This is a genomic window from Ancylobacter mangrovi, from assembly GCF_024752355.1.
Taxonomy (GTDB): Bacteria; Pseudomonadota; Alphaproteobacteria; order Rhizobiales; family Xanthobacteraceae; genus Ancylobacter; species Ancylobacter mangrovi.
Window position 1 is genome coordinate 117711 of sequence record NZ_JANTHZ010000013.1, and the last position, 26757, is coordinate 144467.

25 protein-coding genes are annotated in these 26757 nt (G+C 69.3%); 20 read left to right on the forward strand and 5 right to left on the reverse strand.

The genetic code is table 11. The features are described from left to right. Positions 1–43 precede the first annotated feature (43 nt). Positions 44–1048, forward strand: a complete 1005-nt coding sequence (locus tag NVS89_RS21110; protein WP_258734741.1) for an aldo/keto reductase — start codon at positions 44–46, stop codon at positions 1046–1048. Positions 1049–1052: 4 nt separating this feature from the next. Here NVS89_RS21110 and NVS89_RS21115 read toward each other — a convergent pair whose 3' ends face one another. After that, a complete protein-coding gene (locus NVS89_RS21115; protein WP_309486576.1) occupies positions 1053–1535 on the reverse strand; it encodes a pyridoxamine 5'-phosphate oxidase family protein in 483 nt (160 codons plus the stop codon). 177 nt (positions 1536–1712) lie between these two features. On the opposite strand from NVS89_RS21115, the gene ruvC reads away from it, so the two are divergent. The 17 genes from ruvC (at position 1713) to glmM (ending at position 18369) form a co-directional block, all read left to right on the forward strand. Beyond that, positions 1713–2228 carry a crossover junction endodeoxyribonuclease RuvC gene (gene ruvC / locus NVS89_RS21120; protein WP_258734742.1) on the forward strand — a complete coding sequence of 172 codons (516 nt, stop codon included), beginning with the start codon at positions 1713–1715 and terminating at the stop codon, positions 2226–2228. Next, the gene (gene ruvA / locus NVS89_RS21125; protein WP_258734743.1) at positions 2225–2842 is read left to right on the forward strand and encodes a Holliday junction branch migration protein RuvA; all 618 of its coding nucleotides are present in this window, start codon (positions 2225–2227) and stop codon (positions 2840–2842) included. The genes ruvC and ruvA overlap by 4 nt, the downstream gene beginning before the upstream one ends. Beyond that, a complete protein-coding gene (locus tag NVS89_RS21130) occupies positions 2839–3288 on the forward strand; it encodes a hypothetical protein (RefSeq protein ID WP_258734744.1) in 450 nt (149 codons plus the stop codon). Before ruvA ends, NVS89_RS21130 begins: the two co-directional genes overlap by 4 nt. Beyond that, on the forward strand, positions 3285–4322 hold the full coding sequence (ruvB, locus tag NVS89_RS21135) for a Holliday junction branch migration DNA helicase RuvB (protein ID WP_258734745.1): 1038 nt from the start codon (positions 3285–3287) through the stop codon (positions 4320–4322). The genes NVS89_RS21130 and ruvB overlap by 4 nt, the downstream gene beginning before the upstream one ends. Before the next feature lie 66 nt (positions 4323–4388). Further along, on the forward strand, positions 4389–5021 hold the full coding sequence (locus NVS89_RS21140) for a TetR/AcrR family transcriptional regulator (RefSeq protein ID WP_258734746.1): 633 nt from the start codon (positions 4389–4391) through the stop codon (positions 5019–5021). A gap of 95 nt (positions 5022–5116) precedes the next feature. Continuing rightward, positions 5117–5566 carry a DUF2852 domain-containing protein gene (locus NVS89_RS21145; protein ID WP_258734747.1) on the forward strand — a complete coding sequence of 150 codons (450 nt, stop codon included), beginning with the start codon at positions 5117–5119 and terminating at the stop codon, positions 5564–5566. 135 nt (positions 5567–5701) lie between these two features. Beyond that, complete coding sequence (gene ybgC, locus NVS89_RS21150; protein WP_258734748.1) at positions 5702–6241, forward strand: tol-pal system-associated acyl-CoA thioesterase; 540 nt, start codon at positions 5702–5704, stop codon at positions 6239–6241. Between the two features lie 279 nt (positions 6242–6520). Further along, the gene (tolQ, locus tag NVS89_RS21155; RefSeq protein WP_258734749.1) at positions 6521–7234 is read left to right on the forward strand and encodes a protein TolQ; all 714 of its coding nucleotides are present in this window, start codon (positions 6521–6523) and stop codon (positions 7232–7234) included. 3 nt (positions 7235–7237) lie between these two features. Next, positions 7238–7690: a protein TolR gene (tolR, locus tag NVS89_RS21160; RefSeq protein WP_258734750.1), complete on the forward strand. Its 453-nt coding sequence runs from the start codon at positions 7238–7240 to the stop codon at positions 7688–7690. Positions 7691–7693: 3 nt separating this feature from the next. Next, positions 7694–8677 (forward strand): cell envelope integrity protein TolA, encoded by a 984-nt coding sequence (gene tolA, locus NVS89_RS21165; RefSeq protein ID WP_258734751.1) that lies wholly within the window; start codon positions 7694–7696, stop codon positions 8675–8677. A 136-nt stretch (positions 8678–8813) separates the two neighbouring features. After that, on the forward strand, positions 8814–10172 hold the full coding sequence (tolB, locus tag NVS89_RS21170) for a Tol-Pal system beta propeller repeat protein TolB (RefSeq protein WP_258734752.1): 1359 nt from the start codon (positions 8814–8816) through the stop codon (positions 10170–10172). Between the two features lie 163 nt (positions 10173–10335). Next, positions 10336–10821 (forward strand): peptidoglycan-associated lipoprotein Pal, encoded by a 486-nt coding sequence (gene pal / locus NVS89_RS21175; protein WP_374114619.1) that lies wholly within the window; start codon positions 10336–10338, stop codon positions 10819–10821. 227 nt (positions 10822–11048) lie between these two features. Further along, positions 11049–11954, forward strand: coding sequence for a tol-pal system protein YbgF (gene ybgF / locus NVS89_RS21180; protein WP_258734754.1), 906 nt, complete (start codon positions 11049–11051; stop codon positions 11952–11954). Then, entirely contained in the window at positions 11941–13017 is a 1077-nt protein-coding gene (gene tilS / locus NVS89_RS21185; RefSeq protein ID WP_258734755.1) for a tRNA lysidine(34) synthetase TilS, read from the forward strand. The genes ybgF and tilS overlap by 14 nt, the downstream gene beginning before the upstream one ends. Positions 13018–13164: 147 nt before the next feature. Next, positions 13165–15084, forward strand: coding sequence for an ATP-dependent zinc metalloprotease FtsH (ftsH, locus tag NVS89_RS21190; protein ID WP_258734756.1), 1920 nt, complete (start codon positions 13165–13167; stop codon positions 15082–15084). Positions 15085–15472: 388 nt separating this feature from the next. Next, the gene (locus tag NVS89_RS21195; RefSeq protein ID WP_258734757.1) at positions 15473–16870 is read left to right on the forward strand and encodes a nucleobase:cation symporter-2 family protein; all 1398 of its coding nucleotides are present in this window, start codon (positions 15473–15475) and stop codon (positions 16868–16870) included. A gap of 152 nt (positions 16871–17022) precedes the next feature. Next, positions 17023–18369, forward strand: coding sequence for a phosphoglucosamine mutase (gene glmM / locus NVS89_RS21200; protein ID WP_258734758.1), 1347 nt, complete (start codon positions 17023–17025; stop codon positions 18367–18369). A 53-nt stretch (positions 18370–18422) separates the two neighbouring features. Here the strand turns inward: glmM and choV are convergent, their stop codons facing one another. The 3 genes from choV to NVS89_RS21215 all read right to left on the reverse strand — a co-directional run bounded on the left by choV (position 18423) and on the right by NVS89_RS21215 (position 21615). Next, a complete protein-coding gene (choV, locus tag NVS89_RS21205; RefSeq protein WP_258734759.1) occupies positions 18423–19616 on the reverse strand; it encodes a choline ABC transporter ATP-binding protein in 1194 nt (397 codons plus the stop codon). Between the two features lie 14 nt (positions 19617–19630). Continuing rightward, positions 19631–20482: a choline ABC transporter permease subunit gene (gene choW / locus NVS89_RS21210; protein WP_258734760.1), complete on the reverse strand. Its 852-nt coding sequence runs from the start codon at positions 20480–20482 to the stop codon at positions 19631–19633. Positions 20483–20682: 200 nt separating this feature from the next. Then, complete coding sequence (locus NVS89_RS21215) at positions 20683–21615, reverse strand: choline ABC transporter substrate-binding protein (RefSeq protein WP_258734761.1); 933 nt, start codon at positions 21613–21615, stop codon at positions 20683–20685. A gap of 619 nt (positions 21616–22234) precedes the next feature. Here NVS89_RS21215 and betB point away from each other — a divergent pair. After that, positions 22235–24313, forward strand: coding sequence for a betaine-aldehyde dehydrogenase (gene betB / locus NVS89_RS21220; protein WP_258734808.1), 2079 nt, complete (start codon positions 22235–22237; stop codon positions 24311–24313). Continuing rightward, positions 24313–25980 (forward strand): choline dehydrogenase, encoded by a 1668-nt coding sequence (gene betA, locus NVS89_RS21225; protein WP_258734762.1) that lies wholly within the window; start codon positions 24313–24315, stop codon positions 25978–25980. The genes betB and betA overlap by 1 nt, the downstream gene beginning before the upstream one ends. Positions 25981–25993: 13 nt before the next feature. Here the strand turns inward: betA and NVS89_RS21230 are convergent, their stop codons facing one another. Beyond that, positions 25994–26755 carry an adenine nucleotide alpha hydrolase family protein gene (locus NVS89_RS21230; protein ID WP_258734809.1) on the reverse strand — a complete coding sequence of 254 codons (762 nt, stop codon included), beginning with the start codon at positions 26753–26755 and terminating at the stop codon, positions 25994–25996. Positions 26756–26757: the final 2 nt, after the last annotated feature.

Below are 26757 nucleotides of genomic sequence, written 5' to 3' on the forward strand. Positions count from 1 at the left end.
CCCATCCCGCCGGGACTGCCGGCGGCCGCGATGGAGACGCATCATGACCCTTTCCCGCACCAAGCTCGGCGCCACCGGCCCGGAGGTTTCCACCTTCGGCCTCGGCGCCATGGGCATGTCCGGCATGTACGGGCCTTCCGACCGCGAGGAGAGCCTCGCCACGCTGCACGCCGCGCTCGACGCCGGCATGACGCTGATCGACACCGGCGACTTCTACGGCATGGGCCACAACGAGGTGCTGATCGGCGAGGCGCTCACGGGCGTGCCGCGCGAGGCCTACCAGCTCAGCGTCAAGTTCGGCGCGCTGCGCGACCCGGCCGGCGGCTGGGGCGGCTACGATCTGCGCCCGGCGGCGATCCGCAACGCGCTCGCCCAGTCGCTCAGCAAGCTGCGGGTGGACTACATCGACATCTACCGCCCCGCGCGCCTGCCGGCGGGCACCGATGTGGAGGAGGTGGTCGGCACGCTCGCCGACATGGTGAAGGCCGGCTATGTGCGCCATATCGGCCTGTCCGAGGTCGGGGCCGAGACCATCCGCCGCGCCGCCGCCGTGCACCCGGTCTGCGACCTGCAGATCGAGTATTCGCTGGTCTCGCGCGGCATCGAGGACGAGATCCTGCCGGCGCTGCGCGAGCTCGGCATCGGCGTCACTGCCTATGGCGTGCTCTCGCGCGGGCTCATCAGCGGCCACTGGCAGGGCACGCAGGGCGCGGGCGATTTCCGCGGCGCCAGCCCACGCTTCCAGGGCGAGAACGCCGCCGCCAACCTCGCGCTGGTCGAGGCGCTGAGAAAGGTCGCCGAGGCGCGCGGCATCTCGGTGGCGCAGGCGGCGATCGCCTGGGTGGACGCGCAGGGCGCGGACATCGTGCCGCTGGTCGGCGCGCGCCGGCGCGACCGCCTCGCCGAGGCGCTGGGCGCGGCGGATATCCGCCTCTCGCCCGACGATCTCGCCGCGATCGAGACGGCGGTGCCGAAGGGCGCCGCGGCCGGCGAGCGCTATCCGGCCATGGCGATGGCCGATCTCGACAGCGAGCGCAAGGCGCGCTGAGGCGCTACAGCCGCACCAGGTCGGTGTGGCCGAAGCCCTTCGAGTAGTCGAGCAGCGAGATCACGCTCGGCGTGACGCGGAAGATGCGGATGTCGTCCGGGCTCGGGCGGACGATCGGCACCGGGGCTGGCGCGTCGGCATAGGCGGCGATCATCGCCGTGATCACCCGCTCGGCCTCGGCGCGGTCCTCGACGGTGTGCGCATGGCCGGCCAGCGACAGCGCGCTGATGGCCATGATGTCGGCCGTGTCGTGGTCGATGGTGAGCGAGACGCGGTCGTCGCGGGCGATGTTGGCCGCCTTCTGGCTATCGAGCGCGCACAGGAAGTAGATCGCCAGCCCGACATGCACATAGCCGACCGTCGTCGCCTGCGGCCAGCCGTCCGGCCGCAGCGTGGCGACGGTGCAGATGCGGTGCGTGTCCAGCACCTTCAGGATCTTCTCGCGCAGAAGCGGGTCGATCTTCCCGCCGTCGGTCGTCGCGTTCATCGCCGTCACCCCCGAGGGACCGGAGGCGCCAGCATGCGCCCGGCGCAGCGTCACGGTCTTGACCGGCGTCAACGGGCGTCGGCGATATCAACCTTGCGTTAACCATAACCGGCCGGCGGGCGGGCCGGCGGCGCCCGCGGCCTTCACGTTCGTCCTTTGTTCGGGTACGCCGATGATATGGCGCCACCTGCGATTCGCATCCTCGGGCTCGACCCCGGCCTCCGCCGCACCGGATGGGGGGTGATCGAGGCCGCCGGGACTCGATTGACCTTCGTCGCCTGCGGCACGGTGCTGCCGCCGGAGGAGGGCGGGCTCGCGGACCGCCTCGCCGCGCTCCATACCGAGCTCGCGCGCGTGCTCTCCGCCTATCGCCCGGACGAGGCGGCGGTGGAGGAGACCTTCGTCAACGTCAACCCGGCCTCGACGCTGAAGCTCGGCCAGGCGCGCGGCGTGGTGATGCTCACCCCGGCCCTTGCCGGCGTGCCGGTGTCGGAATATGCCGCGTTGCTGGTGAAGAAGACCGTGGTCGGCGCCGGCCGGGCCGAGAAGGCGCAGATCCGCATGATGATGAAGGTGCTGCTGCCGCAGGCCGATTTCGAGACCGACGACGCCGCCGACGCGCTTGCGGTGGCGGTCACCCACGCCCAGCATAGGGGCATGGCGCAGATGAAGGCCCGGATGGCGGCGCGATGATCGGCAAGCTGAAGGGCGTGGTCGATACCTATGGCGAGGATCACGTCATCCTCGACGTGCATGGGGTGGGCTATCTCGTGCACTGCTCCGGGCGCACGCTGCAGGCGCTGCCGCCGGCGGGCGAGGCGGCGACGCTGTTCATCGAGACCTTCGTGCGCGAGGACATGATCCGGCTCTACGGCTTCATCTCCAAGGCCGAGAAATCCTGGTTCATCCTGCTTCAGAACGTGCAGGGGGTCGGCTCCAAGGTGGCGCTCAACGTGCTCTCCACCCTCTCGCCCTCCGAGCTCGCCAATGCGGTGGCGATGGGCGACCGGGCGATGGTGGCGCGTGCCAACGGCGTCGGGCCGAAGGTCGCCGCGCGCATCGTCGCCGAGCTCAAGGACAAGGCGCCGGGCTTTGCCGACGTCGACCCCGCGCTGGCCCAGCTCGCCGGGCAGATCGAGGAGCGTAGCGCCCCCGCGCCGGTGAGCGACGCGGTCTCGGCGCTGGTCAATCTCGGCTACGCGCAGATCCAGGCCAGCGCCGCCGTGGCGGCCGCGCTGCGCGAGGCGGGGGAGGGGGCCGACGCCGCCCGGCTGATCCGGCTCGGGCTGAAGGAGCTGGCGCGATGATGCTGCGCCTGCTCTCGCGCCTGCGCGGCGCCGACCGGCGCGAGCCGGCCGTTTGGCCGTGGCCGTCGCGTATCCCGGCCATGATCTTCGCCTATGGCGGCGCGATCATCGCCGTTCTGATGATCGAGCGCCTGATGCACAGCCTCATGTCGGCCAACTACGCCGCCATCGCGGTGGTGCCGGGCGGGCTGGCGGCGGGGATCTGCGCCTTCGCGCTGTCCTTCACGCCGCGCTCGCGGCTGTTCGTGCTCGTGGCCGTGCTCGTGGTGTCGCTGCTGCCGCTCGCCGTGGTCTTCCTGTCGATCGATTTCAAGGAATACGAAGCGCTGTTCGAACACCGCGCCATCATCCTCGCGCCGATCTTCGCGGCGACGATCGTGATCGTCACCGGCGCGCTGATCGTCGGCGGCGTGTTTCCCTCGCGTCGCGGGAGCCCGCCGGCATGAACACCAAGCGCCTCATCACGCCCGACAAGCGCGAGGAGGATCTCGCGGAGGCGACGCTGCGCCCGCAGACGCTGGCCGATTTCGTCGGGCAGGAGCAGGCGCGCGCCAATCTCGACGTGTTCATCAAGGCGGCGAAGGCGCGCGGCGAGGCGCTCGACCACGTACTGTTCGTCGGCCCGCCCGGGCTCGGCAAGACGACGCTGGCGCAGATCGTGGCGCGCGAGTTGGGCGTCGGCTTCCGCTCCACCTCCGGCCCGGTGATCGCCAAGGCGGGCGACCTCGCGGCGCTGCTGACCAATCTCGAGGAGGGCGACGTCCTCTTCATCGACGAGATTCACCGCCTCAACCCGGCGGTGGAGGAAATCCTCTATCCGGCGATGGAGGACTATGAGCTCGACCTCATCATCGGCGAGGGGCCGGCGGCGCGCTCGGTGAAGATCCAGCTCTCCAAATTCACGCTGGTCGGCGCCACCACGCGCTCGGGGCTGCTGACCACGCCGCTGCGCGACCGCTTCGGAATCCCGGTGCGGCTCAATTTTTACACCGTGGACGAATTGGAGCTGGTGGTCTCGCGCGGTGCGCGGGTATTCGGCATCCCGATCTCGAAGGACGGCGCGCGCGAGATCGCCCGCCGTGCGCGCGGCACGCCGCGCATCGCCGGGCGGCTGCTGCGCCGGGTGCGTGACTTCGCGCTGGTCGCCGGCCGCGAGGTGATCGACCGCGCCGCCGCGGACCATGCGCTCGGGCATCTCGAGGTCGACGCCGCCGGGCTCGACCAGATGGATAGGCGCTACCTCACCGTGGTCGCGGTGAACTATGGCGGCGGGCCGGTCGGGGTCGAGACCATCGCGGCGGCGCTGTCCGAGCCGCGCGACGCGATCGAGGAGATCATCGAGCCCTATCTGGTGCAGCAGGGCTTCATCCAGCGCACCCCGCGCGGGCGCATGCTGACGGCCCATGCGTTCAAGCATCTCGGCCTCGCCGTGCCGACCAGCACCAACCAGATGCCGCTCTTCGACGACGGCGACGAATGACGCGCACGGGGCGGCGTGCATCGGCGCAATCGACGCGGATCGCGCGGTGATGTAAGTGCCATTCACATGAGCTGGTCGAGAAACGGCGAATCCCGCGGCTATCATCACGGCAACCTGCGGGAAGCCCTGATGAAGGCGGCGCTCGAGCTGATCGCGGAGAAAGGCACGGCAGGCGCCACCTTCGCCGAGGCGGCGCGGCGCGCCGGCGTCAGCCCCGCCGCGCCCTACCGCCATTTCCGCGACCGCGACGAATTGCTGGCGGCGGTGGCGACGGAAGGCTTCGAGCGCTTCGCCGCGGCGTTGCAGGCGTCGTGGGGCGAGGGCCGGCCGACCCCGGTCGAAGCCTATGAGCGCATGGGCCGGGCCTATCTCGACTTCGCCCGCACCCACCCTGCCGACTACGTCGCCATGTTCGAATCCGGCCTGTCGGCCGAGGCGCATCCGGCGCTGGCGCAGGCGAGCCAGGACGCGTTCGGGGTGCTGCGCGCGGCGGCCGACGTGCTGGTCGCCTCGATGCCGGGGCAGGGGCGCCCGCCGGCGCTGATGGTGGCGCTGCACACCTGGGCGCTCGCCCATGGCGTCGCCTCGCTGTTCGGTCGCGCGGACGGGGCGCGGCGCAAGCTGCCCATGTCGCCCGAAGAGCTGCTGGAAGCGGCCTTCCTGGTCTATCTGAAGGGCCTCGGCGCCCCGACAAACTGAGCCGTCCGCGAAATCGGAAGGGGCGATCCTTGACAACGAGCCGGGCCGTCTCTACCTATGTAAATGTGATTAACATTAACCCAGGAACGGATGCCATGGAGCTCGCACAGAAGCTCGACTACTACGGCAAGCCCGCCTGGATCGCACTCACGGTCCTCGGCTTCATGGCCTGGTGGCCCCTGGGTCTGGCGATCCTGGCTTTCACCATAGGGAGTGGACGGATGTTTTGTGGCGGCAGGCGCGGCTTCGGCCGCTGGCAGGAAGACGGCGCGGAGATGATGCGCAGCGCATTTGGCGGCCGCTGCGGCCGGCGCGGCGGCTTCGCCTCGAGCGGCAATCGCGCCTTCGACGAGTATCGCGAGGAGACGCTGCGCCGCCTCGAGGACGAACAGAAGGACTTCCGGGACTTCCTGGACCGTCTGCGCCAGGCCAAGGACAAGGCCGAGTTCGACCAGTTCATGACCGAGCGCCGCGACCGTCCCACGCCGCCCCCCTCGGACGTGCCCCCGTCCCAGCCCTGGAACCAGCCCCAGAACGGGGGCTGACCATCCGGCGCTGACCTCCACGCCTGATCGAGACGGCCCGGCCCTGCGCCGGGCCGTTTTCTTTGTCGCCACGGCGGGACGGGACCCGCGCGGGCTTTGTTCACAACGCGGCCGCGCTCGGCTATGAGGGCGACTATGAACGAGCGCCCCGAACCGCTGTCGCCGGACGTCCTGAAGGCCGATCCGTTCCTGCACCTCGCCGGCCGGCTGGTGCCGGGCGGGCATGTGCTGCCGGTCCGCGTCTATTACGAGGACACGGATTTCTCCGGCATCGTCTACCACGCCAACTACCTGAAGTTCATGGAACGCGCCCGCTCCGACCATCTGCGGCTGATCGGCGTGGTGCAGGGCGATCTGTTCGGCGAGGCGCTGGCCGAGGCGCCGGGCTTCGCCTTCGTGGTGCGCTCGATGGATCTCCAGTTCGTGCGCCCGGCCCGCATCGACGACGTGCTGGAGATCCACACCGCCCCGCTCGAGGTGGCGGGCGCCTCGATCACGCTGCAGCAGAAGGTGATGCGCGGCACGGAATTGCTGGTCGAGGGCAAGGTGAAGGTCGCCTTCGTCTCCCAGGGCCGGGCCCGGCGCATCCCCGACGCGCTGCGCCTCGCCATGAAGGCGGCGCAGGAGGAGGCGCCGAGGGACGGCGCCGCAACGGACGGGGCTCCGCGCGGCTAGGGAGCACCGGCGCGGGCCCGCCGCTGTTGCGAGGCGGTCACGCTAACGGTGCATTAACCTTGTCGATTGCTTAATCGGGTCGGCGCAACCCTTTGCACGCCCTAGTTTCGTCGGATTCGCCGTCGAACACGGGCGGACGGAAAGAGGGCGGCATGGACCCAGGACACCGCGTCCGGGCCGGTTCGCCCTGCTGGAAATTGCCGCAGGGCGTTGCCGCGTCGTGCTTTCCGGCCGTCCATCCGGGCGTGGCCGGCCTATCGTGCTGAGGTTAACACACACATGAATCCTGCCGATGTGGCGCAGACCGCCATGGCAGCCCCAACCGCGGATCTGACGCTGATCGGGCTGTTCCTCCAGGCCAGCATCGTCGTGAAGATCATCATGGTCGGGCTGATCCTCGCCTCGGTCTGGGTGTGGGCGATCATCATCGACAAGACGATCCTGTTCGGCCGCATGAAGCGCCAGATGGACCGTTTCGAGTCGACCTTCTGGTCCGGCCAGAGCCTCGAGGAGCTCTACCGATCGCTCGCCTCGCGGCCGAACCACGCCATGGCCGCCATCTTCGTCGCCGCGATGCGGGAGTGGAAACGCTCCTATGAAGGCGGGGCGCGCTCCTTCTCCGGGCTCACCCAGCGTCTCGACAAGGTGATGGACGTGACCATCACCCGCGAGGTCGAGCGGCTGGAGCGCGGGCTGCTGGTGCTGGCGACGGTCGGTTCGGCGGGTCCGTTCATCGGCCTGTTCGGCACGGTGGTCGGCATCATGACCAGCTTCCAGTCGATCGCCGCGTCGAAGAACACCAGCCTCGCGGTGGTGGCGCCGGGCATCGCAGAAGCCCTGTTTGCGACAGCGATCGGCCTTTTCGCCGCCATCCCGGCGACGATTTTCTATAACAAGTTCGTTTCCCAGGTTAATCGACAGGCGCTGAGGCTGGAAGGTTTCGCGGACGAGTTCTCGGCCATCCTGTCCCGGCAGATCGACGAGCGGGGCTGACGAATGGGGATGTCCGCAGGAGGCGGAGGCGGCTGGACGTCGCGGCGCTCGCGCCGGCGCGGCGGCGGCGGCGTCATGTCCGAGATCAACGTCACGCCCATGGTCGACGTGATGCTGGTGCTGCTCATCATCTTCATGGTGGCGGCGCCCATGCTCACCGTGGGCGTGCCGCTCGACCTGCCGCAGACGCAGGCGCAGGCGGTGCCCCAGGACAACGAGCCGCTGGTGGTCAACATCACCAAGGACGGCAAGGTCTATCTCCAGGACACGGAGATCGCGGTCGACGAGCTGGTTCCCAAGCTGCAGGCCATCGGCAAGGCGGGCTATGAGGAGCGCATCTTCGTGCGCGCCGACAAGAGCCTCGACTACGGCACCGTGATGCGCGTCATGGGCCGCCTGTCCGGTGCCGGCTTCAAGCACGTCGCCCTGGTTTCCGAAGTCGAGCAGGGGAGCTGAGCCATGCGCGTCGGCATCGTCTCTTCGACCGCCCTTCATCTCGGCATCATCGGCTTCATGGTGATCTCGTTCGCCTCGCCCTCGCCCTTCGAGGTGCCGCCGAGCGAGGCCATGCCGATCGACATCATCTCCGACGCGGAGATGAGCCAGATGATGGCCGGCAAGAAGGACGCGCCGCGCAAGGAAAACCCCAAGCCGGTGGTCGAGAAGGTCGAGGACAAGCCGAAGCCGGCCGAGAATCTCGAGGCCAAGGTCGAGGACAAGCCGGAGATCAAGGCGAGCCGCGAGGCCGCCGCCCCGCCGCCCCCGCCGCAGGAGCAGGCCAAGCCCGCCGAGCAGAAGCCCCCGGCCGAGAAGGCCGAGGCCAAGCCCGAGCCGGCGCCGCCGAAGGACGCGGAATCGCTCGCCGCCAAGCCGCCCGAGCCCAAGCAGGAGCAGCAGCCCAAGCCCGAGGAGACCGCGCAGGCGGCCCCCGCGCCGGTGCCGCCGAGCAAGCCGAAGAACATCCCGCCCAAGGTGGTGCAGGCGCCGCCGAAGGACCAGAAGGAGTTCAACCCGAACGACATCGCCGCGCTGCTGAACAAGCAGGACGCGCGCCGCATGGCCTCGATCGGCGACACCATCAACAACACCAGCTCGCTCGGCGCCTCGACCGGCTACGCCCCGACGCTCTCGCTGACCGAGCTCGACGCGCTGCGGGCCTATCTCGCCCGCTTCTGGCACATGCCGACCGGCGCCGCCGACGTCGGCCGGGTGAAGGTGATGGTGGTACTGCGGCTCAGCCCGAACCGCACCCTGATCGGCCGGCCGGAGGTCGTGGGGATGGAGAACGCGTCGAACCCCTACGCGCCGCAGATGAGGGAGAGCGTGCTGCGCGCCATCTACGCTGCGGCGCAGCAGCCCAACCCGTTCCCGATGCTGTCGGCCGAGAAATACGACGTCTGGCGGGAGATGCAGCTCACCTTCGATCCCTCATGGATCAACTGACAATGCACGGCGCCGGCAGGACGGGCGGGAGGCCGATGGCGGAGTATGACCTTGCGGAACCTATGCGTGATGTGATTCGACAAAAGACAATTGGGGCGGGCATTCGCCATCAGGGATTAGATTCGAGATCGATATTATGAGTCACATTGTCCGTCCGGGCCGTTCCGGCCTCCTCATCGGTCGCCGCAGTCTCATTGCAGGGGCCGGCGCCCTCACCGGCCTCAGCCTGCTCTCGCGCCCGGCCGAGGCGGTGCTCAAGCTCGACGTGACCGGCGGCACGGTGCAGCCGCTGCCCATCGCCATCACCGATTTCGTCGGCGGCGGCAGCCCGCAGGACGTGGAAGCGGGCAAGGGGGTGACGCAGATCATCACCGCCGACCTGCGCCGCTCCGGCCTGTTCGCGCCGATCGACCCGGCCGCCTTCGTCGAGAAGATCACCAACCCCGACACCTCGCCCCGTTTCCAGGACTGGCGCGTGATCAACGCGCAGGCGCTGGTGACCGGCCGCATGACCCGCCAGCCCGACGGGCGGGTGAAGGCCGAGTTCCGCCTGTGGGACGTGTTCGCCGGCCAGCAGCTCATCGGCCAGCAATATTTCACCCAGCCGGAGAACTGGCGCCGCGTCGCCCACATCATCGCCGACGCGATCTACGAGCGGCTCACCGGCGAGAAGGGCTATTTCGACACCCGCATCGTGTTCGTCGACGAGAGCGGGCCGAAGGAGAAGCGGGTCAAGCGCCTCGCCATCATGGACCAGGACGGCGCCAACGTGACCTATCTCACGCGCGGCGACGACCTCGTGCTGACGCCGCGCTTCTCGCCGACCAGCCAGGAAATCACCTATATGAGCTACGGGCAGGGCGAGCCGCGCGTCTACCTGCTCAACATCGAGAACGGCCAGCGCGAGGTGGTCGGCAACTTCCCGAACATGAGCTTCTCGCCGCGCTTCGCCCCCGACGGGCAGCGGGTGATCCTCTCGCTCCAGCAGGGCGGGGATTCCAACATCTTCGTCATGGACCTGCGCTCCAAGGCGACGACGCGGCTGACCGACACGGCGGCGATCGACACCGCGCCGTGCTATTCGCCGGACGGCTCGCAGATCTGCTTCGAGAGCGACCGCGGCGGCTCCTCGCAGATCTACGTCATGAATCCCGACGGCTCGAACCCGCACCGCATCTCGTTCGGGGAAGGGCGTTATTCGACCCCGGTCTGGTCGCCGCGCGGCGACGTCATCGCCTTCACCCGGCAGGCGCAGGGGCGCTTCGCCATCGGGCTGATGAACCCGGACGGTTCGGGCGAGCGCATCCTGACCGAGGGCTACCACAATGAGGGGCCGACCTTCGCCCCGAACGGACGCGTGATCATGTTCTTCCGCGATCCGGGCGGCGAATCGGGGCCCCAGCTCTATACCGTGGACATCACCGGCTATAACGAGCAGCGGGTGCCGACGCCGAGCTACGCGTCGGACCCGGCATGGTCGCCGCTGCGTTCGTGAGCCGGTAGGGAACGGTTAACCATAAGAGATCGTTGAGGCGATGGTCTTGGAATCGACGCATTTGAGCAAGGTTCCGTAAAGGTTGACGGACCATCCATAAACGTCATCACGCTAGATCGGGGCGCCCGGTCAGGGGAATCAGGAGTCAGCGGTTATGATCGGTATGTTGCGCCATCTGGGCGGAGCGCGCGCCGCCTTCATCATCGGTTTTGCCATGCTCGCGGCAGCCTGCGCGAAGAACCCGATGGATGGTGCAGGCCAGCAGCTTGGCTCGGCCCCTCCCGGCAGCCCTCAGGAGTTCATCGTCTCGGTCGGCGACCGCGTGTTCTTCGAAAGCGACCAGTCCGACCTGTCGGCGCAGGCGCAGGCGACGCTGGACAAGCAGGCGCAGTGGCTGAACCACTACCGGCAGTACACCTTCACCATCGAGGGCCATGCCGACGAACGCGGCACACGCGAATACAACATCGCGCTCGGCGCCCGTCGCGCCCAGAGCGTGCGCGACTATCTGGTCGCGCGCGGTGTCGACGCCAACCGCATGCGGACCATCTCCTACGGCAAGGAGCGCCCGGTCGCGGTGTGCAACGACATTTCCTGCTGGTCGCAGAACCGGCGCGCGGTGACGGTGCTGAACGCCACCAACTCCTGACGCACGCTGGGGCAGCTTCGGGGCCCGGTCCGCTTCACGGCGGGCCGGGCCTTGCCATGTCCGGCGTGCCGGGACCGGCGGGCCACACTTTGGACGCGATCGGCCCGGTATGTTCGGCTATCATGCTGCGGCTCCCGTCGCCGCCTGAAGCCGGCCGCCCGTTCCGGGCCGCCTCAATCCCATCCAAGCTTGCGCTGCCGCTCGCGCCGAAGCCTGCCCCAGTTGTCATGATGTTCCGTATCTCGCGATTTTCCGCCCTTCTGCTGCTCGCCGGTCTCACTGCGGCGGTGCCCGCTGCCTGGCAGGGCGCGCAGGCGCAGGCGAACAACGATTTCTTCGGCAACCTGTTCAAGCCGCCGGGCCAGGTGCGCCAGGGCAATAACGCCAATGAGGGCGATTCACCCGACTCGCTGTCGGCGCGGATGGACCGGCTCGAGAACCAGATGCGGATGATGACCGGTCAGATCGAGCAGCTTCAGTACCGCAACCAGCAGCTCGAGAACCAGCTCCGCGGCGTGCAGGGCGGCGCGGCGCCGGCCGGCATGCCGCCGGCCGCGCCCGGCGCCGGCCGCGGCTCGGACGCGTTCGACCCGTCGAGCCAGCCGGGCGCCGCCGGCGCGCCGCGCCCGCTCGGCACCACCGCGCCCTCCGGCCCGCCTCCGGGCGCCTCGGCCGGCACCCCGCCCGGCGCGCCGATGGACCTCGGCGCCCTGTCGGGCTCCGTCGCGGCGGCCCCGGCGCCGAGCTCGGAGAGCCCGAAGGACCTGTACGACCGCGCCTATGGCTACATGCTGCAGCAGGATTACAGCCAGTCGGGCCAGGCCTTCGAGCAGTTCATCCAGCTCTATCCCAACGACCGGGCCGCGCCGGACGCCTATTACTGGCTCGGCGAGACGCAGTTCCTGCGCAAGTCCTACAAGGAGGCGGCGCAGAGCTTCCTCAAGGTCTCGACCGACTATCCCAACGCCGTGAAGGCGCCGGACGCGCTGCTGCGGCTCGGCCAGTCGCTCGCCGCGATCGGCGAGAAGGACGCGGCCTGCGCCACGCTCAACGCCGTCAACAACAAGTATCCGCGCGCCTCCACCACCATCAAGCAGGGTGTGGCGCAGGAGCAGAAGCGTGCCGGCTGCTGAGGCAGCCCCACGCTCCCGCGGGCCCGGCGACGCCGCGCTCGCAACTTCCTTCGCGCCCTTCGAGCGGCACCGCAAGGTACTCCTCGCGGTCTCCGGCGGCCCCGATTCCACCGCGCTGATGCTGCTCGCCAGCCGCTGGCGCGCGGCCATGGCCGAGGCGTCGGCGAAGGTGCCGGAGCTTGCCGTCGCTACGGTCGACCACGGGCTGCGGCCCGATGCGCGGGCCGAGGCCGAGGCGGTCGGCCGCCTGGCCGGTGCGCTCGGGCTCGACCATGCCGTGCTCGGCCTGCCGCGCCGCCTGCCGGCGACCGGCGTGCAGGAGATGGCCCGCAACGCCCGCTACGACGTGCTCCTCGCCCATGCCCGGGCGATCGGGGCCGACGCCATCGCCACCGCCCATACCGGCGACGACCAGGCCGAGACGGTGCTGTTCCGGCTGATGCGGGGTTCCGGCCTGTCCGGCCTCGCCGCGATTCCCGCCGAGCGCGACCTCGAGGGCATCGTCCTGCTGCGCCCGCTGCTCGGCTGGGCCAAGGACGAATTGATCGCCGTCTGCGCCGCGGCCGGGGTCGATTTCGCCCGTGATCCCTCCAATGCCGATCCACGCTTCGCTCGCGCGCGCCTTCGCGCGCTGATGCCCGAGCTGGCGCACGAGGGGCTCGACGCCGCCCGGCTCGCCCGTCTCGCGGCGCGGATGGCGCGGGCCGATGCCGCGCTGGAGGCGGCGACCGATGAGGCTGCCGCCGCGCTGTGGCGCGAGCAGGGGGAGGGAATCACCTTCGACCGCGCGGGCCTGCTCGCCCAGCCGGCGGAGATCGGCCTGCGACTCATTGGCCGGGCGGTCGAGCGGGCGGGCGGGCGGGCGCCCGAGCTCGCCAAGCTGGAGGCGGTGCAGGCCTGGCTTTCCGCTTTGCCGGCCGGCACGGGCGGAGCGCGCACCCTCGCGGGCGCGCTGATCCGGGCCGGGCAGGTGCGAGTGACGGTGCGGCAGGCGCCGGCGCGCCGGCCGGGAACCGGGCGTCCCGGCGGGGCGTCGTCAGGCGCCCGGGAGAACGCCCGCTGACGTGAATGTGCGCCTTGCCGTTAGCCGCTTTTTTTGCTGCATCTTGGCAACGATCAATGGCGGACCTAAATTACGGTGCGACAAGGGAGGTCCGCCAGCGCCGGCGGAACCCGAGCGTCGGGCTTATCCGACGCCGAAAGGAACGAGATGAACGCCAATATCCGGAATTTCGCCCTGTGGGTGATCATCGTTCTGCTGCTTCTGGCGCTTTTCTCGCTGTTCCAGAACCCGGCGCAGCGTCAGACGGCAAACGACATCAGCTTCTCGCAGCTCCTCAATGAGGTCGATCAGGGCCGCGTGCGCGACGTGGTGATCCAGGGCCCGGAAATCACCGGCTCCTTCACCGACGGCCGCGCCTTCCAGACCTACGCGCCGAACGATCCCTCGCTGGTGCAGCGGCTCTACGGCAAGGGGGTGTCGATCACCGCCAAGCCGCAGCAGGACAATGTCCCGTGGTTCGTCAGCCTGCTCATCTCCTGGCTGCCCTTCATCGCGCTGATCGGCGTGTGGATCTTCCTCTCGCGCCAGATGCAGGGCGCGGGCGGCAAGGCCATGGGATTCGGCAAGAGCCGCGCAAAGCTGCTGACCGAGGCGCATGGGCGCGTCACCTTCGAGGACGTGGCGGGCATCGACGAGGCCAAGAGCGATCTCACTGAGATCGTGGAATTCCTGCGTGACCCGCAGAAGTTCCAGCGCCTCGGCGGGCGCATCCCGCGCGGCGTGCTGCTGGTCGGCCCGCCCGGCACCGGCAAGACGCTGCTGGCGCGCGCCATCGCCGGCGAGGCCAACGTGCCGTTCTTCACCATTTCCGGCTCGGACTTCGTCGAGATGTTCGTCGGCGTCGGCGCCAGCCGCGTGCGCGACATGTTCGAGCAGGCGAAGAAGAACGCGCCGTGCATCATCTTCATCGACGAAATCGACGCGGTCGGCCGCCATCGCGGCGCCGGCCTCGGCGGCGGCAATGACGAGCGCGAGCAGACGCTGAACCAGCTCCTGGTCGAGATGGATGGCTTCGAGGCCAATGAGGGCATCATCCTCATCGCCGCGACCAACCGTCCCGACGTGCTCGACCCCGCGCTGCTGCGTCCCGGCCGCTTCGACCGCCAGGTCATCGTGCCGAACCCGGACGTCGTCGGCCGCGAGCAGATCCTCAAGGTCCACGCCCGCAAGGTGCCGATCGCGCCGGACGTGAACCTGAAGGTCATCGCGCGCGGCACGCCCGGCTTCTCCGGCGCCGACCTCGCAAATCTCTGCAACGAGGCCGCCCTCATGGCCGCCCGGCGCAACAAGCGCATGGTGACGATGAGTGACTTCGAGGACGCCAAGGACAAGGTGATGATGGGCGCGGAACGCCGCTCGCTCGTCATGACCGAGGACGAGAAGATGCTGACCGCCTATCACGAAGGCGGGCATGCGATCGTCGCCCTCAACGTCCCGGCCACCGACCCGGTGCACAAGGCGACCATCATCCCGCGCGGGCGGGCGCTTGGCATGGTCATGCAGCTTCCCGAGCGGGACAAGCTGTCCATGAGCTACGAGCAGATGACCTCGCGCCTCGCCATCATGATGGGCGGGCGCGTGGCCGAGGAGCTGATCTTCGGCCACGACAAGGTCACCTCGGGCGCCGCCTCCGACATCGAGCAGGCCACCCGCCTCGCCCGCATGATGGTCACGCGCTGGGGCTTCTCCGACAAGCTCGGCCAGGTCGCCTATGGCGAGAACCAGGACGAGGTGTTCCTCGGCATGTCGATGCAGCGCCAGCAGAACGTCTCCGAGGCGACGGCGCAGACCATCGACAGCGAAGTGCGCCGCCTTGTCGACGAGGGCTATGGGGAGGCCAACCGCATCCTCACCGAGCACAAGGACCAGCTCGAGACGCTGGCCCGCGGCCTGCTGGAGTACGAGACGCTCTCGGGCGACGAGATCGTCAACCTGCTCGACGGCCAGCCGCCGGTGCGCGACACCACGATAGAGCCCGCCCATACGCGCGGCTCGGTGGTGCCCACCGCGGGCAAGAACCGCCCGCCGCGCCCCGATGCCGGCATGGAGCCGCAGCCGCAGGCCTGAGCCGGCGGCAGCGAACGAGTTGAAGAGCCCCGGCCTCGGTCCGGGGCTCTTTTCGTTTGAGCTGGCGGGCGGGGGAGAGCGGCGAGGGGCGGATCCGGCAGCGGATATGCCGCTCTCCTTATCTCAGCCGCCAGCGGGCCAAGCTGTCGGACACTGCCGGGAGAGTTCCACGGGCGACATCGGGCACATGCACCGGTCGCAACCCATGGGACGCGGTCCGGCTAGCTAGGCCGGTGCCTCGCGCTTGCACACACGCCCCTTCATTCGCCTGAATCCTGACCTCCCGCCGACAGTCTGAAGGGTGCTGGAGCACCATGGCATGATCGTTGAATGGCTTCCGCAGCGGGAACGGGCATCGCGCCCTGTCACAGCAGCGGAGGAGTTCGGCATGACGGCGAAAGTGCACCCGGTGGACGAGCGGCTCCCCTGGCCGCGGCTGACCACGCTCGGTCTCCAGCATGTGCTGGTCATGTATGCCGGCGCGGTGGCGGTGCCGCTCATCGTCGGGCGCGCGCTGAAGCTGGCGCCGGAGGACGTCGCCTTCCTCATCAGCGCGGACCTGTTCACCTGCGGCATCGCCACGCTGATCCAGAGCATCGGCTTCCCGGGCGTGGGCATCCGCCTGCCGGTGATGATGGGTGTCACCTTCGCTTCGGTCGGGCCGATGCTCTCCATCGCCACCACCGGCGACATCGGCATTCTCGGCATCTACGGGGCGGTCATCGCGGCCGGCATCTTCGGCATCGTCATCGCGCCCTTCGTCTCGCGGCTGCTGCCGCTGTTCCCGCCGGTGGTGACGGGCACCATCATCATGGTGATCGGCATTTCGCTGATGCGGGTGGGCATCAACTGGGCCGGCGGCGGGCTGCCAACGCTGACGCGGGTGGTGGACGGCGAGCGCGGCGCCTTTCCCAATCCGGCCTACGGCCAGCTCGGCGGGCTCGCCATCGCGCTGTTCGTGCTTCTCGCCATCCTCGCCCTGACCCGGTGGGGAAGGGGCTTCGTCGCCAATGTCGCGGTGCTGCTCGGCATCGTCGCCGGCTGCGTGCTGGCGAGCGCCATCGGCGTGATGCACTTCGACAAGGTGGCCGCAGCGCCCTGGTTCGGCGTCGTGGTGCCGTTCCATTTCGGCGTGCCGGAATTCCATCTCGTGCCGGCGCTGACCATGTGCCTCGTCATGATCGTGGTGATGATCGAATCGCTCGGCATGTTCCTCGCGCTCGGGGAGATGACCGGCCGGCACATCGACCGCGCCGCCCTCACGGCGGGCCTGCGCGCGGACGGCGTCGGCACGCTGTTCGGCGGCATCTTCAACACCTTCCCCTACACCTCGTTCTCGCAGAATGTCGGCCTGGTCGGCGTCACGGGCGTACGCTCGCGCTATGTGACGGCGGCGGGCGGGGTCATCATGCTCGCGCTCGGGCTGCTGCCGAAGATGGCCGCCATCGTCGAGGCGGTGCCGCAGGTGGTGCTCGGCGGGGCGGGGTTGGTGATGTTCGGCATGGTCGCCGCCACCGGCGCGCGCATCCTCACCGCGGTCGATTTCCGCGACAACCGGTTCAACCTCTACGTCGTCGCCGTTTCGGTCGGCTTCGGCATGATCCCGCAGGTCGCGCCGAACTTCTTCCGGAACCTGCCGCACGCCCTGCATCCGCTGCTCGAATCCGGCATCCTGCTGGCGGCGATCTCGGCGGTGCTGCTGAATGCCTTCTTCAACGGCGTGCGCAGCGCCGAGGAGGCGGAGCGCGAGGTGGCCGCGGCGGCGGCTGCCGCAGAGCACGGCTGAGTTGCATTGCAAGGTGCGCTTACACTTTGTGAAACCCTTTCGTTCAATGTCGGTGCTAGACAGATGACATGGCGGCGCGCGGTCCCCCCGCGCGGCCGCCCTCGTTCGATGGTCGGCGCCCCCAGAGGCCGCCGATCCGTGAGGGGCTGAAGATGGGACGCAGTTATTTCGGTACGGACGGCATTCGCGGCCGGGCCAACGGGGCCATTACGCCCGAGCTGGCGCTGCGCGTCGGCATGGCGGCGGGCTATGTCTTCCACCGCGGCGACCATCGCCACCGCGTGGTCATCGGCAAGGACACGCGCCTGTCCGGCTACATGATCGAGAACGCGCTGGTCGCGGGCTTCACCTCGGTGGGCATGGACGTGCTGCTGCTCGGGCCGATGCCGACCCCGGCCGTGGCGATGCTCACCCGTTCCATGCGCGCCGATCTCGGCGTCATGATCTCCGCCTCGCACAACCCGTTCGACGACAACGGCATCAAGCTGTTCGGGCCGGACGGCTACAAGCTGTCCGACGCCATCGAAAGCGAGATCGAGGAACTGATCGGCGCGGAGAACATGTCGGCCCAGCTCGTCGAGCCGGCGCAGATGGGCCGCGCCAAGCGGCTGGAGAGCGTGCATGCGCGCTATATCGAGTTCGCCAAGCGCACCCTGCCGCGCAACCAGTCCTTCGAGGGCATGCGGGTGGTGGTGGACTGCGCCCACGGCGCCGCCTACCGCGTCGCGCCGGAAGCGCTGTGGGAGCTCGGCTGCGAGGTGATCGCCATCGGCGACAAGCCGGATGGCTTCAACATCAACCGCGAGGTCGGCTCGACCGCGCCCGAGGCCCTGATGGCCAAGGTGCGCGAGGTGCGGGCCGATATCGGCATCGCGCTCGACGGCGACGCCGACCGGGTGCTGATCGTCGACGAGAAGGGCCATCTGGTCGACGGCGACCAGCTCATGGCCGTGGTGGCGGAAAGCTTCAAGGAGGAGGGGCGGCTCTCGCGCGAGGGCATCGTCGCCACCGTGATGTCGAATCTGGGCCTCGAGCGGCATCTGGCCGGGCTCGGCTTGTCGCTGGTGCGCACGCCGGTCGGCGACCGTTACGTGCTGGAGCGCATGCGCTCCGAGGGCTTCAACGTCGGAGGCGAGCAGTCCGGCCACATCATCCTGTCCGACTATTCGACCACGGGCGACGGCCTCGTGGCGGCGCTGCAGGTGCTGGCCGTGGTGCAGCGCCACCAGCGTCCGGTGTCGGAGGTGTGCCACCGCTTCGACGCGCTGCCGCAGATCCTCAAGAATGTGCGCTACAAGAAGGGCCGCCCGCTCGACGATGACGGCGTGATCCGGGCCATCGCCGCCGCCGAGCTCAAGCTCAACAGCCATGGCCGGCTGCTGATCCGTCCCTCGGGCACCGAGCCGGTGATCCGCATCATGGGCGAGGGCGACGACCGCGACCTGGTGGAGGCCGTGGTGGCGGACGTGGTCGAGGCGGTCGGCGTCGCCGCGATCTGACGGCGGCGCGGCCGCCGTTCTGCCGGGGAGGTAGCCCGCAGTCGCGGACCTGCCTAACCCTCCAGCCGCCTGAGCAGGCCGCGATAGATCTCGTCGTCGTCGCACAGGCCGGCGAGCCGGCCGAGGTCGTCCACCAGCAGGATCGGCAGGTCGGTGTGGCGCTTCAGCTCGATCGCCGCCTTCAGCCTCAGATCGACCGGCGCGATGATGCAGTCGCTGGCGATGGCCAGCTTGTCGTCGATCGCCCCGGCCTCGCCGTCGGCGACCGCCAGCAGCCCGGCGCGGCCGTCGAGGTCGATGGCGATCGGCCGGCCTTCCGGATCGACCTTCACCTTCACCCGTCCGGCCTTGTCCAGCACCACGGCGTCGCCCTCGCGCGGCAGGCCCGCGGCCGGGCGCATCACCGCCGTGCCGCGCAGCACGTTGAGCGGGTTCATGTGCTTGACGAATTCGGCCACGTAGTCGTTGGCCGGGCGCAGCAGGATGTCCTCCGCTGTGCCCGCCTGCACGATGCGCCCGCCCTCCATGATGGCGATCTTGTTGCCGAGCTTGAGCGCCTCGTCGAGGTCGTGGCTGACGAAGACGATGGTCTTGTGGATGCGCCGCTGCAGGTCCAGCAACTCGTCCTGCAGCTTGTCGCGGATCAGCGGGTCGAGCGCGGAGAAGGGCTCGTCCATGAGCAGGATCTCGGCGTCGGTGGCGAAGGCGCGGGCGAGGCCCACGCGCTGCTGCATGCCGCCGGAGAGCTCGTTGGTGTATTTCTCGGCCCAGTTGGTGAGGCCGACCATGGCGAGCTTCTCGTCGACGATGCGCGCGCGCTCGGCGGCCGGCGTGCCGCGCAGCTCCAGCCCGAAGCCGACGTTGTCGCGCACCGTGCGCCAGGGCAGCAGGCCGAACTGCTGGAAAACCATGGAGACGGTGTGCATGCGGATGTCGCGCAGCGTCGCCTCGTTGCAATGGGCGACGTCGATCGCCGTGCCCTTGTGCTCCACCAGCACCTCGCCGCGCGCCACCTCGTTCAGCCTGTTGATGGCGCGCAGAATGGTGGACTTGCCCGAGCCCGACAGGCCCATCAGCACGCAGATCTCACCGCGCTCGACGGCGAGGCTCACCCCGGCCGCGCCGAGCACGGAGCCGGTGGCGCTGAGGATCTCCTCGCGCGAGCGGCCTTCGTCGATCAGCTTCAGCGCGCCCTTCTGGTCGTTGCCGAAGACGATGTCGATGTTGCGGAATTCGACGGCCGGCATGGATGCCTCCCCGCTCAGTTCTTGCGCGAGCGGCGCTCAGGCCGCTTGCACACGCGGTCGAGCACGATCGCCAGCACGACGATGGCGAGCCCGGCCTCGAAGCCCATAGCGATGTTGACGGAATTGAGCGCGCGCACCACCGGCTTGCCGAGCCCGTCGGCGCCGACCAGCGCCGCGATCACCACCATGGAAAGGCTGAGCATGATGCACTGGGTCACGCCGGCCATGATGGTGGGCAGCGCATGGGGCAACTCCACCTTGAACAGGAGCTGCGTCGGGGTGGCGCCGAACGCCTTGCCCGCCTCGTGCAGCGCTGGCGGCACCGAGGAGATGCCGAGATGCGTGAGGCGGATCGGGGCGGGGATGGAGAAGATGACGGTCGAGATCAGCCCCGGCACCGCGCCCAGCCCGAACAGCACCAGCGTCGGGATCAGGTAGACGAAGGTGGGGATGGTCTGCATCAGGTCGAGGATCGGCCGGATGGCGGTGTAGAGCCAGGGGCGGTGGGCTGCAGCGATGCCGATCGGCACGCCGACGATGACGCAGACGAGGGTCGCGCAGATGACGAGCGAGAGCGTCTCCATCGTCGCCTCCCAGTAGCCGAGATTGGCCACCAGCAGCAGCGCGGCGAGGATGAAGACGGTGAGCCCGATCGAGCGGTGCACCAGCCACGCGGCGAGGGCGAACAGCGCGATCAGCAGCAGCGGCGGCACCCAGAGCAGCACGGCGGTGAAGCCGCCGATGAGCCCGCCGAGCACCAGCGAGATGAAGTCGAAGACGTTCTGCCCGTGGGTCGTCAGCAGGTCGACGAAGTCCCTCAGCCAGAGCCCCAGCGGGATCTTGTGATCGGTCAGCCAGTCATACATGGGGTCCGGCCTCGAATGCGGGTTGAAGCGAAGGGCGCGGCCGCTCGGCCGTCACCGCGGGAGCCGCCCGCCCGCCGGCAGCGCCGGCGGAACGGGTCAACGCAAGGTGGCCTGCGCCCGCCCGGGTGCCCGACCGTGTACGCGGCGCCTGCGCCGGGCCCGAAGCGGGCCACTCCCGCCGGGGACGGGGGCGCCGGCGTTCAGAGGCCGACGCTGGCCTTCACCGCGGGAACCGCGGGCTTGCCGTCGATCGTGGTCACGCCGGCGAGCCAGGGCTCCCACACCGTCGGGTTGGCCTTCAGCCACTTCGCCGCCGCCTTGGACGGCTCCATGCCGTCGAACAGGATGTAGCCCATCACCACGTTCTCGGCGTCGAGCGAGAACTTCAGGTTCTTGATCAGCGCGCCGACATTGGGGCACTCGCTGACATAGCCCGCGCGGGTGTTGGTGTAGACCGTGGCGCCGCCATAGTTGGGGCCGAACACGTCGTCGCCGCCCGACAGGTAGCTCATCTTGTACTTGGAGTTCATCGGGTGCGGCTCCCAGCCGAGGAAGACGATGGCCTCCTTGCGCTTGGTGGCGCGCTCGACCTGGGCCAGCATGCCCTGCTCGCTGGATTCGACGAGGTCGAAGCCCTTCAGGCCGAACTTGTCGTCCTTGATCATGTCAAGGATCAGCCGGTTGCCGTCATTGCCCGGCTCGATGCCGTAGATCTTGCCGTCGAGCTTGTCGCGGAACTTGGCGATGTCGGCGAAGGACTTCAGCCCCTCGTCATAGAGATAAGTCGGCACGGCGAGCGTGTACTTGGCGCCTTCGAGGTTCACGCCGATGATGTCGACGCTCTTGTCCTCGCGATAGGGGGCGAGGTCGGCCTCCATGGTCGGCATCCAGTTGCCGAGGAACACGTCGATGTCCTTGGTCTGCATGGACTTGTAGGTCACCGGCACCGAAAGGACCTGGGTCTTGGTCGTGTAGCCCAGCGCCTCGAGGATCGCCGAGGTGACGGCGGTGGTGGCGGTGATGTCGGTCCAGCCGACATCGGCGAAGCGCACCGTCTTGCAGGCCGCGGGCTCGGCGGCCGCGGCGCGGGGCGTGGGAAGGGCGAGGGTGAGACTGAGGGCGGCGGCGGCCATGAGTCCCGCGGATACGAATTTCAAGCTGCGCATCGTTGCTGTTCCCGTTTGCATCCTGGCGGGATCCTGGATCCGGGCGGCCATCACGCCAAGCCCGCCACGACCCGTCTCGACAAGTCGGAGTCCGCACGCCGGTCGCGTCGAGCGGGGTAACCGCTCCGCCGGGCGGCGCCGCGACGGGCCCCGACGGCACGCGAACGCGAACGACTCTGGCAGCATCGCAGGGCTGATGCGAGCACCAGCCCGATACCGGATGCGGCCTCTGGAGGCTTCTTTTGAATAAGTATTCAATACGCCTATTCCGCATTTGTCACGCGTAATTTTTACCCACGTACCCGCTGATTCATGCGCTCATTCCGGGCATTTTGGTCCGATGCGCCGGCGCGCTTGAACCTTTGCGACACAAGGAGCGAGGCTACATGAGGGGACTTTGCGCCCTCGGGCAATCGATGTATTGTTCAGACATTCAATAATGCCCATTCAGCGGTGCGACCGCCCGATCAGGGAGACGATGGTGGCCTCGACCGATGCGCATTCGCCCACTCACCCCTCCACCCATCACCCCGCCCGCGCGAGCGAGCCGTCGGGCCCGCGCTACCTCGCGTCCGGCGCCGAGGAGATGCGCCGGCGCGAGCCGGAGGACGTGCGCCGGCGCCAGCTGATCGAGGCGACCATCGATTCGCTGGCCGAGATCGGCTTCAACGCCTCGACGCTGGCGCAGATCGCGCGCCGCGCCGGCGTCTCGCCGGGCCTCGTGGCGCATTATTTCGGCGACAAGGACGGGCTGCTGGAGGCGACGCTGCGCTCGCTTTCGCTGCGCCTCTACCGTGCGACCGCCAGCCGGCTGCGTGTCGCGCATGGCCCGCGCGCCCGCGTCCAGGCGCTGATCGACGCCAATCTGGCGCCCGAGGAGTTTGACCAGCGCACCTCCAGCGTCTGGCTCGCCTTCTGGGGGCAGGTGCTGCATTCCGAGCGCCTGCGCCGGGTCCAGCGCGTCTATCAGGCGCGCATGCTCGCCAATCTGCGCCACGATCTGCGCGAGCTCGTCGTCGCCGGCGAGGTGCACCGCCTCGCCATCACCATCGCCGCGGTGATCGACGGGCTGTGGCTGCGCTCCAGCCTTTCCGCCGCCGGCGAGACCGATTCGGTGAGCGCGCGGCAGGTCGCGAGCGCCTTCGTCGACGCCCAGATCGCCGCCGCCGCGCCGGCCGCGCCAGTTGATGGACCCAGAATGAGCATGCCCCTTCAGATCCACGCCGGCCATATCGGCGGGCGCTACCGCCCGACCGGCGGCGAGACCTTCGAGACCCGCAATCCCGCCACCGGCGAGGTGCTCGCCGCGATCGAGATCGCGGGCGAGGCCGAGATCGACGCGGCGGTCGAGGCGGCGCGCAAGGGCCAGAAGCTGTGGGAGGCGATGACCGGGGCCGAGCGTGGGCGCATCCTCAAGCGGGTCGCCGATATCCTTCGCGCGCGCAATGACGAGCTGGCGCGGCTCGAGACGCTCGACACCGGCAAGCCGATCCAGGAGACCAGCGTGGTCGACGTGCTCTCGGGCGCCGAGTGCATCGAATACTATGCCGGCCTCGCCGCCTCGCTCTCGGGCGAGCATGTCGATCTCGGCCCGTCCGCCTTCGGCTATACGCGCCGCGAGCCGCTCGGCATCGTCGCTGGCATCGGCGCGTGGAACTATCCGCTGCAGATCGCCTGCTGGAAGTCGGCGCCCGCGCTCGCCTGCGGCAACGCCATGATCTTCAAGCCCGCCGAGCTGACCCCACTCACCGCGCTGAAGCTCGCCGAGATCATGGCCGAGGCGGGGGTGCCGGACGGCGTGTTCAACGTGGTGAACGGCTTCGCCGACACCGGACGCCTCATCACCCGCCATCCCGCCATCGCCAAGGTCTCGCTCACCGGCGAGGTCGGCACCGGCAAGAAGGTGATGGCGGACGCGGCCGGCACGCTGAAATACGTCACGCTGGAGCTCGGGGGGAAGTCGCCGCTGATCGTGTTCGATGATGCCGATCTCGACGACGCCGTCTCCGGCGCTCTGCTGGCGAACTTCTATTCGGCGGGCGAAGTCTGCTCGAACGGCACCCGCGTCTTCGTCCATGAGCGCGTGCGCGAGGCCTTCCTCGAAAAGCTGGTCGCCCGCGTCGGGAAGATGGTGGTCGGCGATCCGCTCGACCCGGCGACGCAGGTCGGTGCGCTGATCTCGCCCGAGCACATGGAGAAGGTGCTGTCCTACATCGCCCGCGGTCGGGCGGAGGGCGCCAAGCTGCTCGCCGGCGGCGCGCGCGTCACCGCCAACGGGCTCGACAGGGGCTGCTTCGTCGCGCCGACCGTGTTCGACGGCTGCGCGGACGAGATGGGCATCGTGCGCGAGGAGATCTTCGGCCCGGTCATGGCCGTGCTCTCCTTCGCGGAAGAGGACGAGGTGATCGCGCGCGCCAACGACACCGAGTTCGGCCTCGCGGCCGGCGTGTTCACGCGCGACCTGGCGCGCGGGCACCGCGTCATCGCGCAGCTCCAGGCCGGCACCTGCTGGATCAACCACTACAACGTCACGCCGATCGAATTGCCCTTCGGCGGGGTGAAGCAGTCGGGCCTCGGCCGCGAGAACGGACGGGCCGCGATCGAGCACTACACGCAGCTCAAGAGCGTGTACGTCAATCTCGGCCGCGTCGAGGCGCCCTACTGATGAGCGCCGCCGCCGAGAGCTTCGACTATGTGATCATCGGCGCCGGCTCGGCGGGCTGCGTGCTGGCCGACCGGCTGAGCGCGGACGGCAGCCGCCGCGTTCTGGTGCTGGAATATGGCGGTTCGGACCGCTCCATCTTCATCCAGATGCCGAGCGCGCTCTCCATCCCGATGAACATGAAGAAGTACAACTGGATGTACGAGACCGAGCCGGAGCCGGGGCTCGGCGGGCGCCGGCTGCACTGCCCGCGCGGCAAGGTGCTCGGCGGCTCCTCGTCGATCAACGGCATGGTCTACATGCGCGGCGCGCCGCAGGATTTCGACCGCTGGCAGGAGGAGGGGGCGCAGGGCTGGTCCTATGCCGACGTGCTCCCCTATTTCCGCCGCGCCGAGGGACGGCGCGAGGGCGGCGACGAGTATCGCGGCGGCGAGGGCCCGCTCGGCACCAGCTACGGCACGCTGAAGAACCCGCTCTACGGCGCCTTCGTCGAGGCGGCGCGACAGGCCGGCTATCCGGCGAGCGAGGACGTCAACGGCTACCGGCAGGAAGGCTTCGGCCGGATGGACATGACCGTGAAGAACGGCGTGCGCTGGTCGGCGGCCAATGCCTATCTCAAGCCGGCGCTCAAGCGCCCCAACCTCAAGGTCGAGACCGGCGCGCGGGTGCAGCGCATCCTGTTCGAGGGGCGCCGCGCGGTCGGCGTCGCCTATGCGCGCGGCAGCCAGAGCTTCACCGTGCGCGCCGCGCGCGAGGTCATCCTCGCAGGCGGGCCGATCAACTCGCCGCAATTGCTCAAGCTTTCCGGCGTCGGCCCGGCGGACGAGTTGAAGGCGCACGGCATCGAGGTGGTGGCGCACCGGCCCGGCGTCGGCGAGAACCTGCAGGACCATCTCGAATATTACTTCCAGTTCGCCTGCACGCAGCCGATCTCGCTCTATGCGCATATGGGGCTGTTCGCGCGCGGGCTGATCGGCGCGCGCTGGCTGCTGACCGGGCAGGGGCTCGGCGCCACCAATCATTTCGAGACCTGCGGCTTCATCCGCTCGCGCCCGGGCATCGCCTCGCCCGACATCCAGTTCCACTTCCTCCCGCTCGCCGTCACCTATGACGGCAAGGGCATGGCGAACGAGCACGGCTTCCAGGCCCATGTCGGGCCGATGCGCTCGAAGAGCCGGGGCTGGGTGCGGCTGAAATCCGCCGACCCGTTCGAGGTGCCGCGAATCCGGTTCAACTATCTCTCCCATCCCGACGACATGGAGGAGATGCGCGCCAGCGTGCGGCTCACCCGCGAGATCTTCGCCCAGCCCGCCTTCGATCCCTATCGCGGGCGCGAGATCCAGCCCGGTGCCGACTGCACCTCGGACGAGGACATCGACGCCTTCGTCCGCGCGCACAGCGAGAGCGCCTATCACCCCTCCTGCACCTGCAAGATCGGGGCGCCCGCCGACCCGATGGCGGTGGTCGACCCGCAGCTCCGGGTGATCGGGGTGGAGGGGCTGCGCGTGGTGGATTCGTCGGTGATGCCTTCCATCACCAACGCCAACCTCAACGCGCCGACCATCATGATCGGCGAGAAGGGGGCGGACCACATTCTCGGCCGGTCGCTGCTGGCGCCGTCCAACGCGCCCTATTACACCGCGCCGAACTGGCGGACCGCGCAGCGCTGACGGCCCCGCGCGTTCAGCCGCGCAGCACGCCGATATCGCGCAGATGGGCGAGGATTTCGCGCGCCGCCTCCTCGGGCGGCGGGTCGACCAGCACCCGGCCGCCGCCGCTGGCGGCTTCGGTCGCGGCCTTCAACCGTTCCGCCGCGCTGGCGCCGGCCGCGCTCTTCGCGATCAGCTTCGGGCGCGGGCGATAGGCGCGCTCCTCGATCGCCCGCTCGCCGCGCGGGGAGGCGATGCCCGCCCGCTCCTCCACCACGCCCCTGCGCCGCGCGGCATAGGCGAAGGGAAGCGGCGCGGGCGCGGCGGGATGAACGGTGACGAGCGCGGGCAGGCGCACCATGAGCCGGCGGCGCGCGCCCCTGGGCAGCGCCTGTTCGACCAGCAGCGTGCTGGGCTCCGGCCCCTCGCGCAGCGCGCTCGCATCGGGGACGACAGGCAGGCCGAGCGCGCGGGCGAGCGCATAGGGCAGGAGGCCGCTGTCCTCGCCGCCCTGTCCGACGCGGCCGGCGAGGACGAGCGCGGACTTTTCCGTCCCTAGCGCCGCGATGAGGCTCGCCAGCGGGTCGTCCGCCTCGCCGATTTTGAGATGGACGAGCCGCGCCAGCCCGTGGCCGAGCGCGTCCGCTATCGTCTCGGATGCCGGGCCGGCATGAAGGCCGGTCATCTCGGCGCCGAGCGCGTTGCCGAGCCCGATCGCCTGCATTTCCACTGGCACCGGGCACGCTCGGCCCGAGACCGGATGGTGCCCGGCGGAAAGCAGCACGGCCACGTTCATCG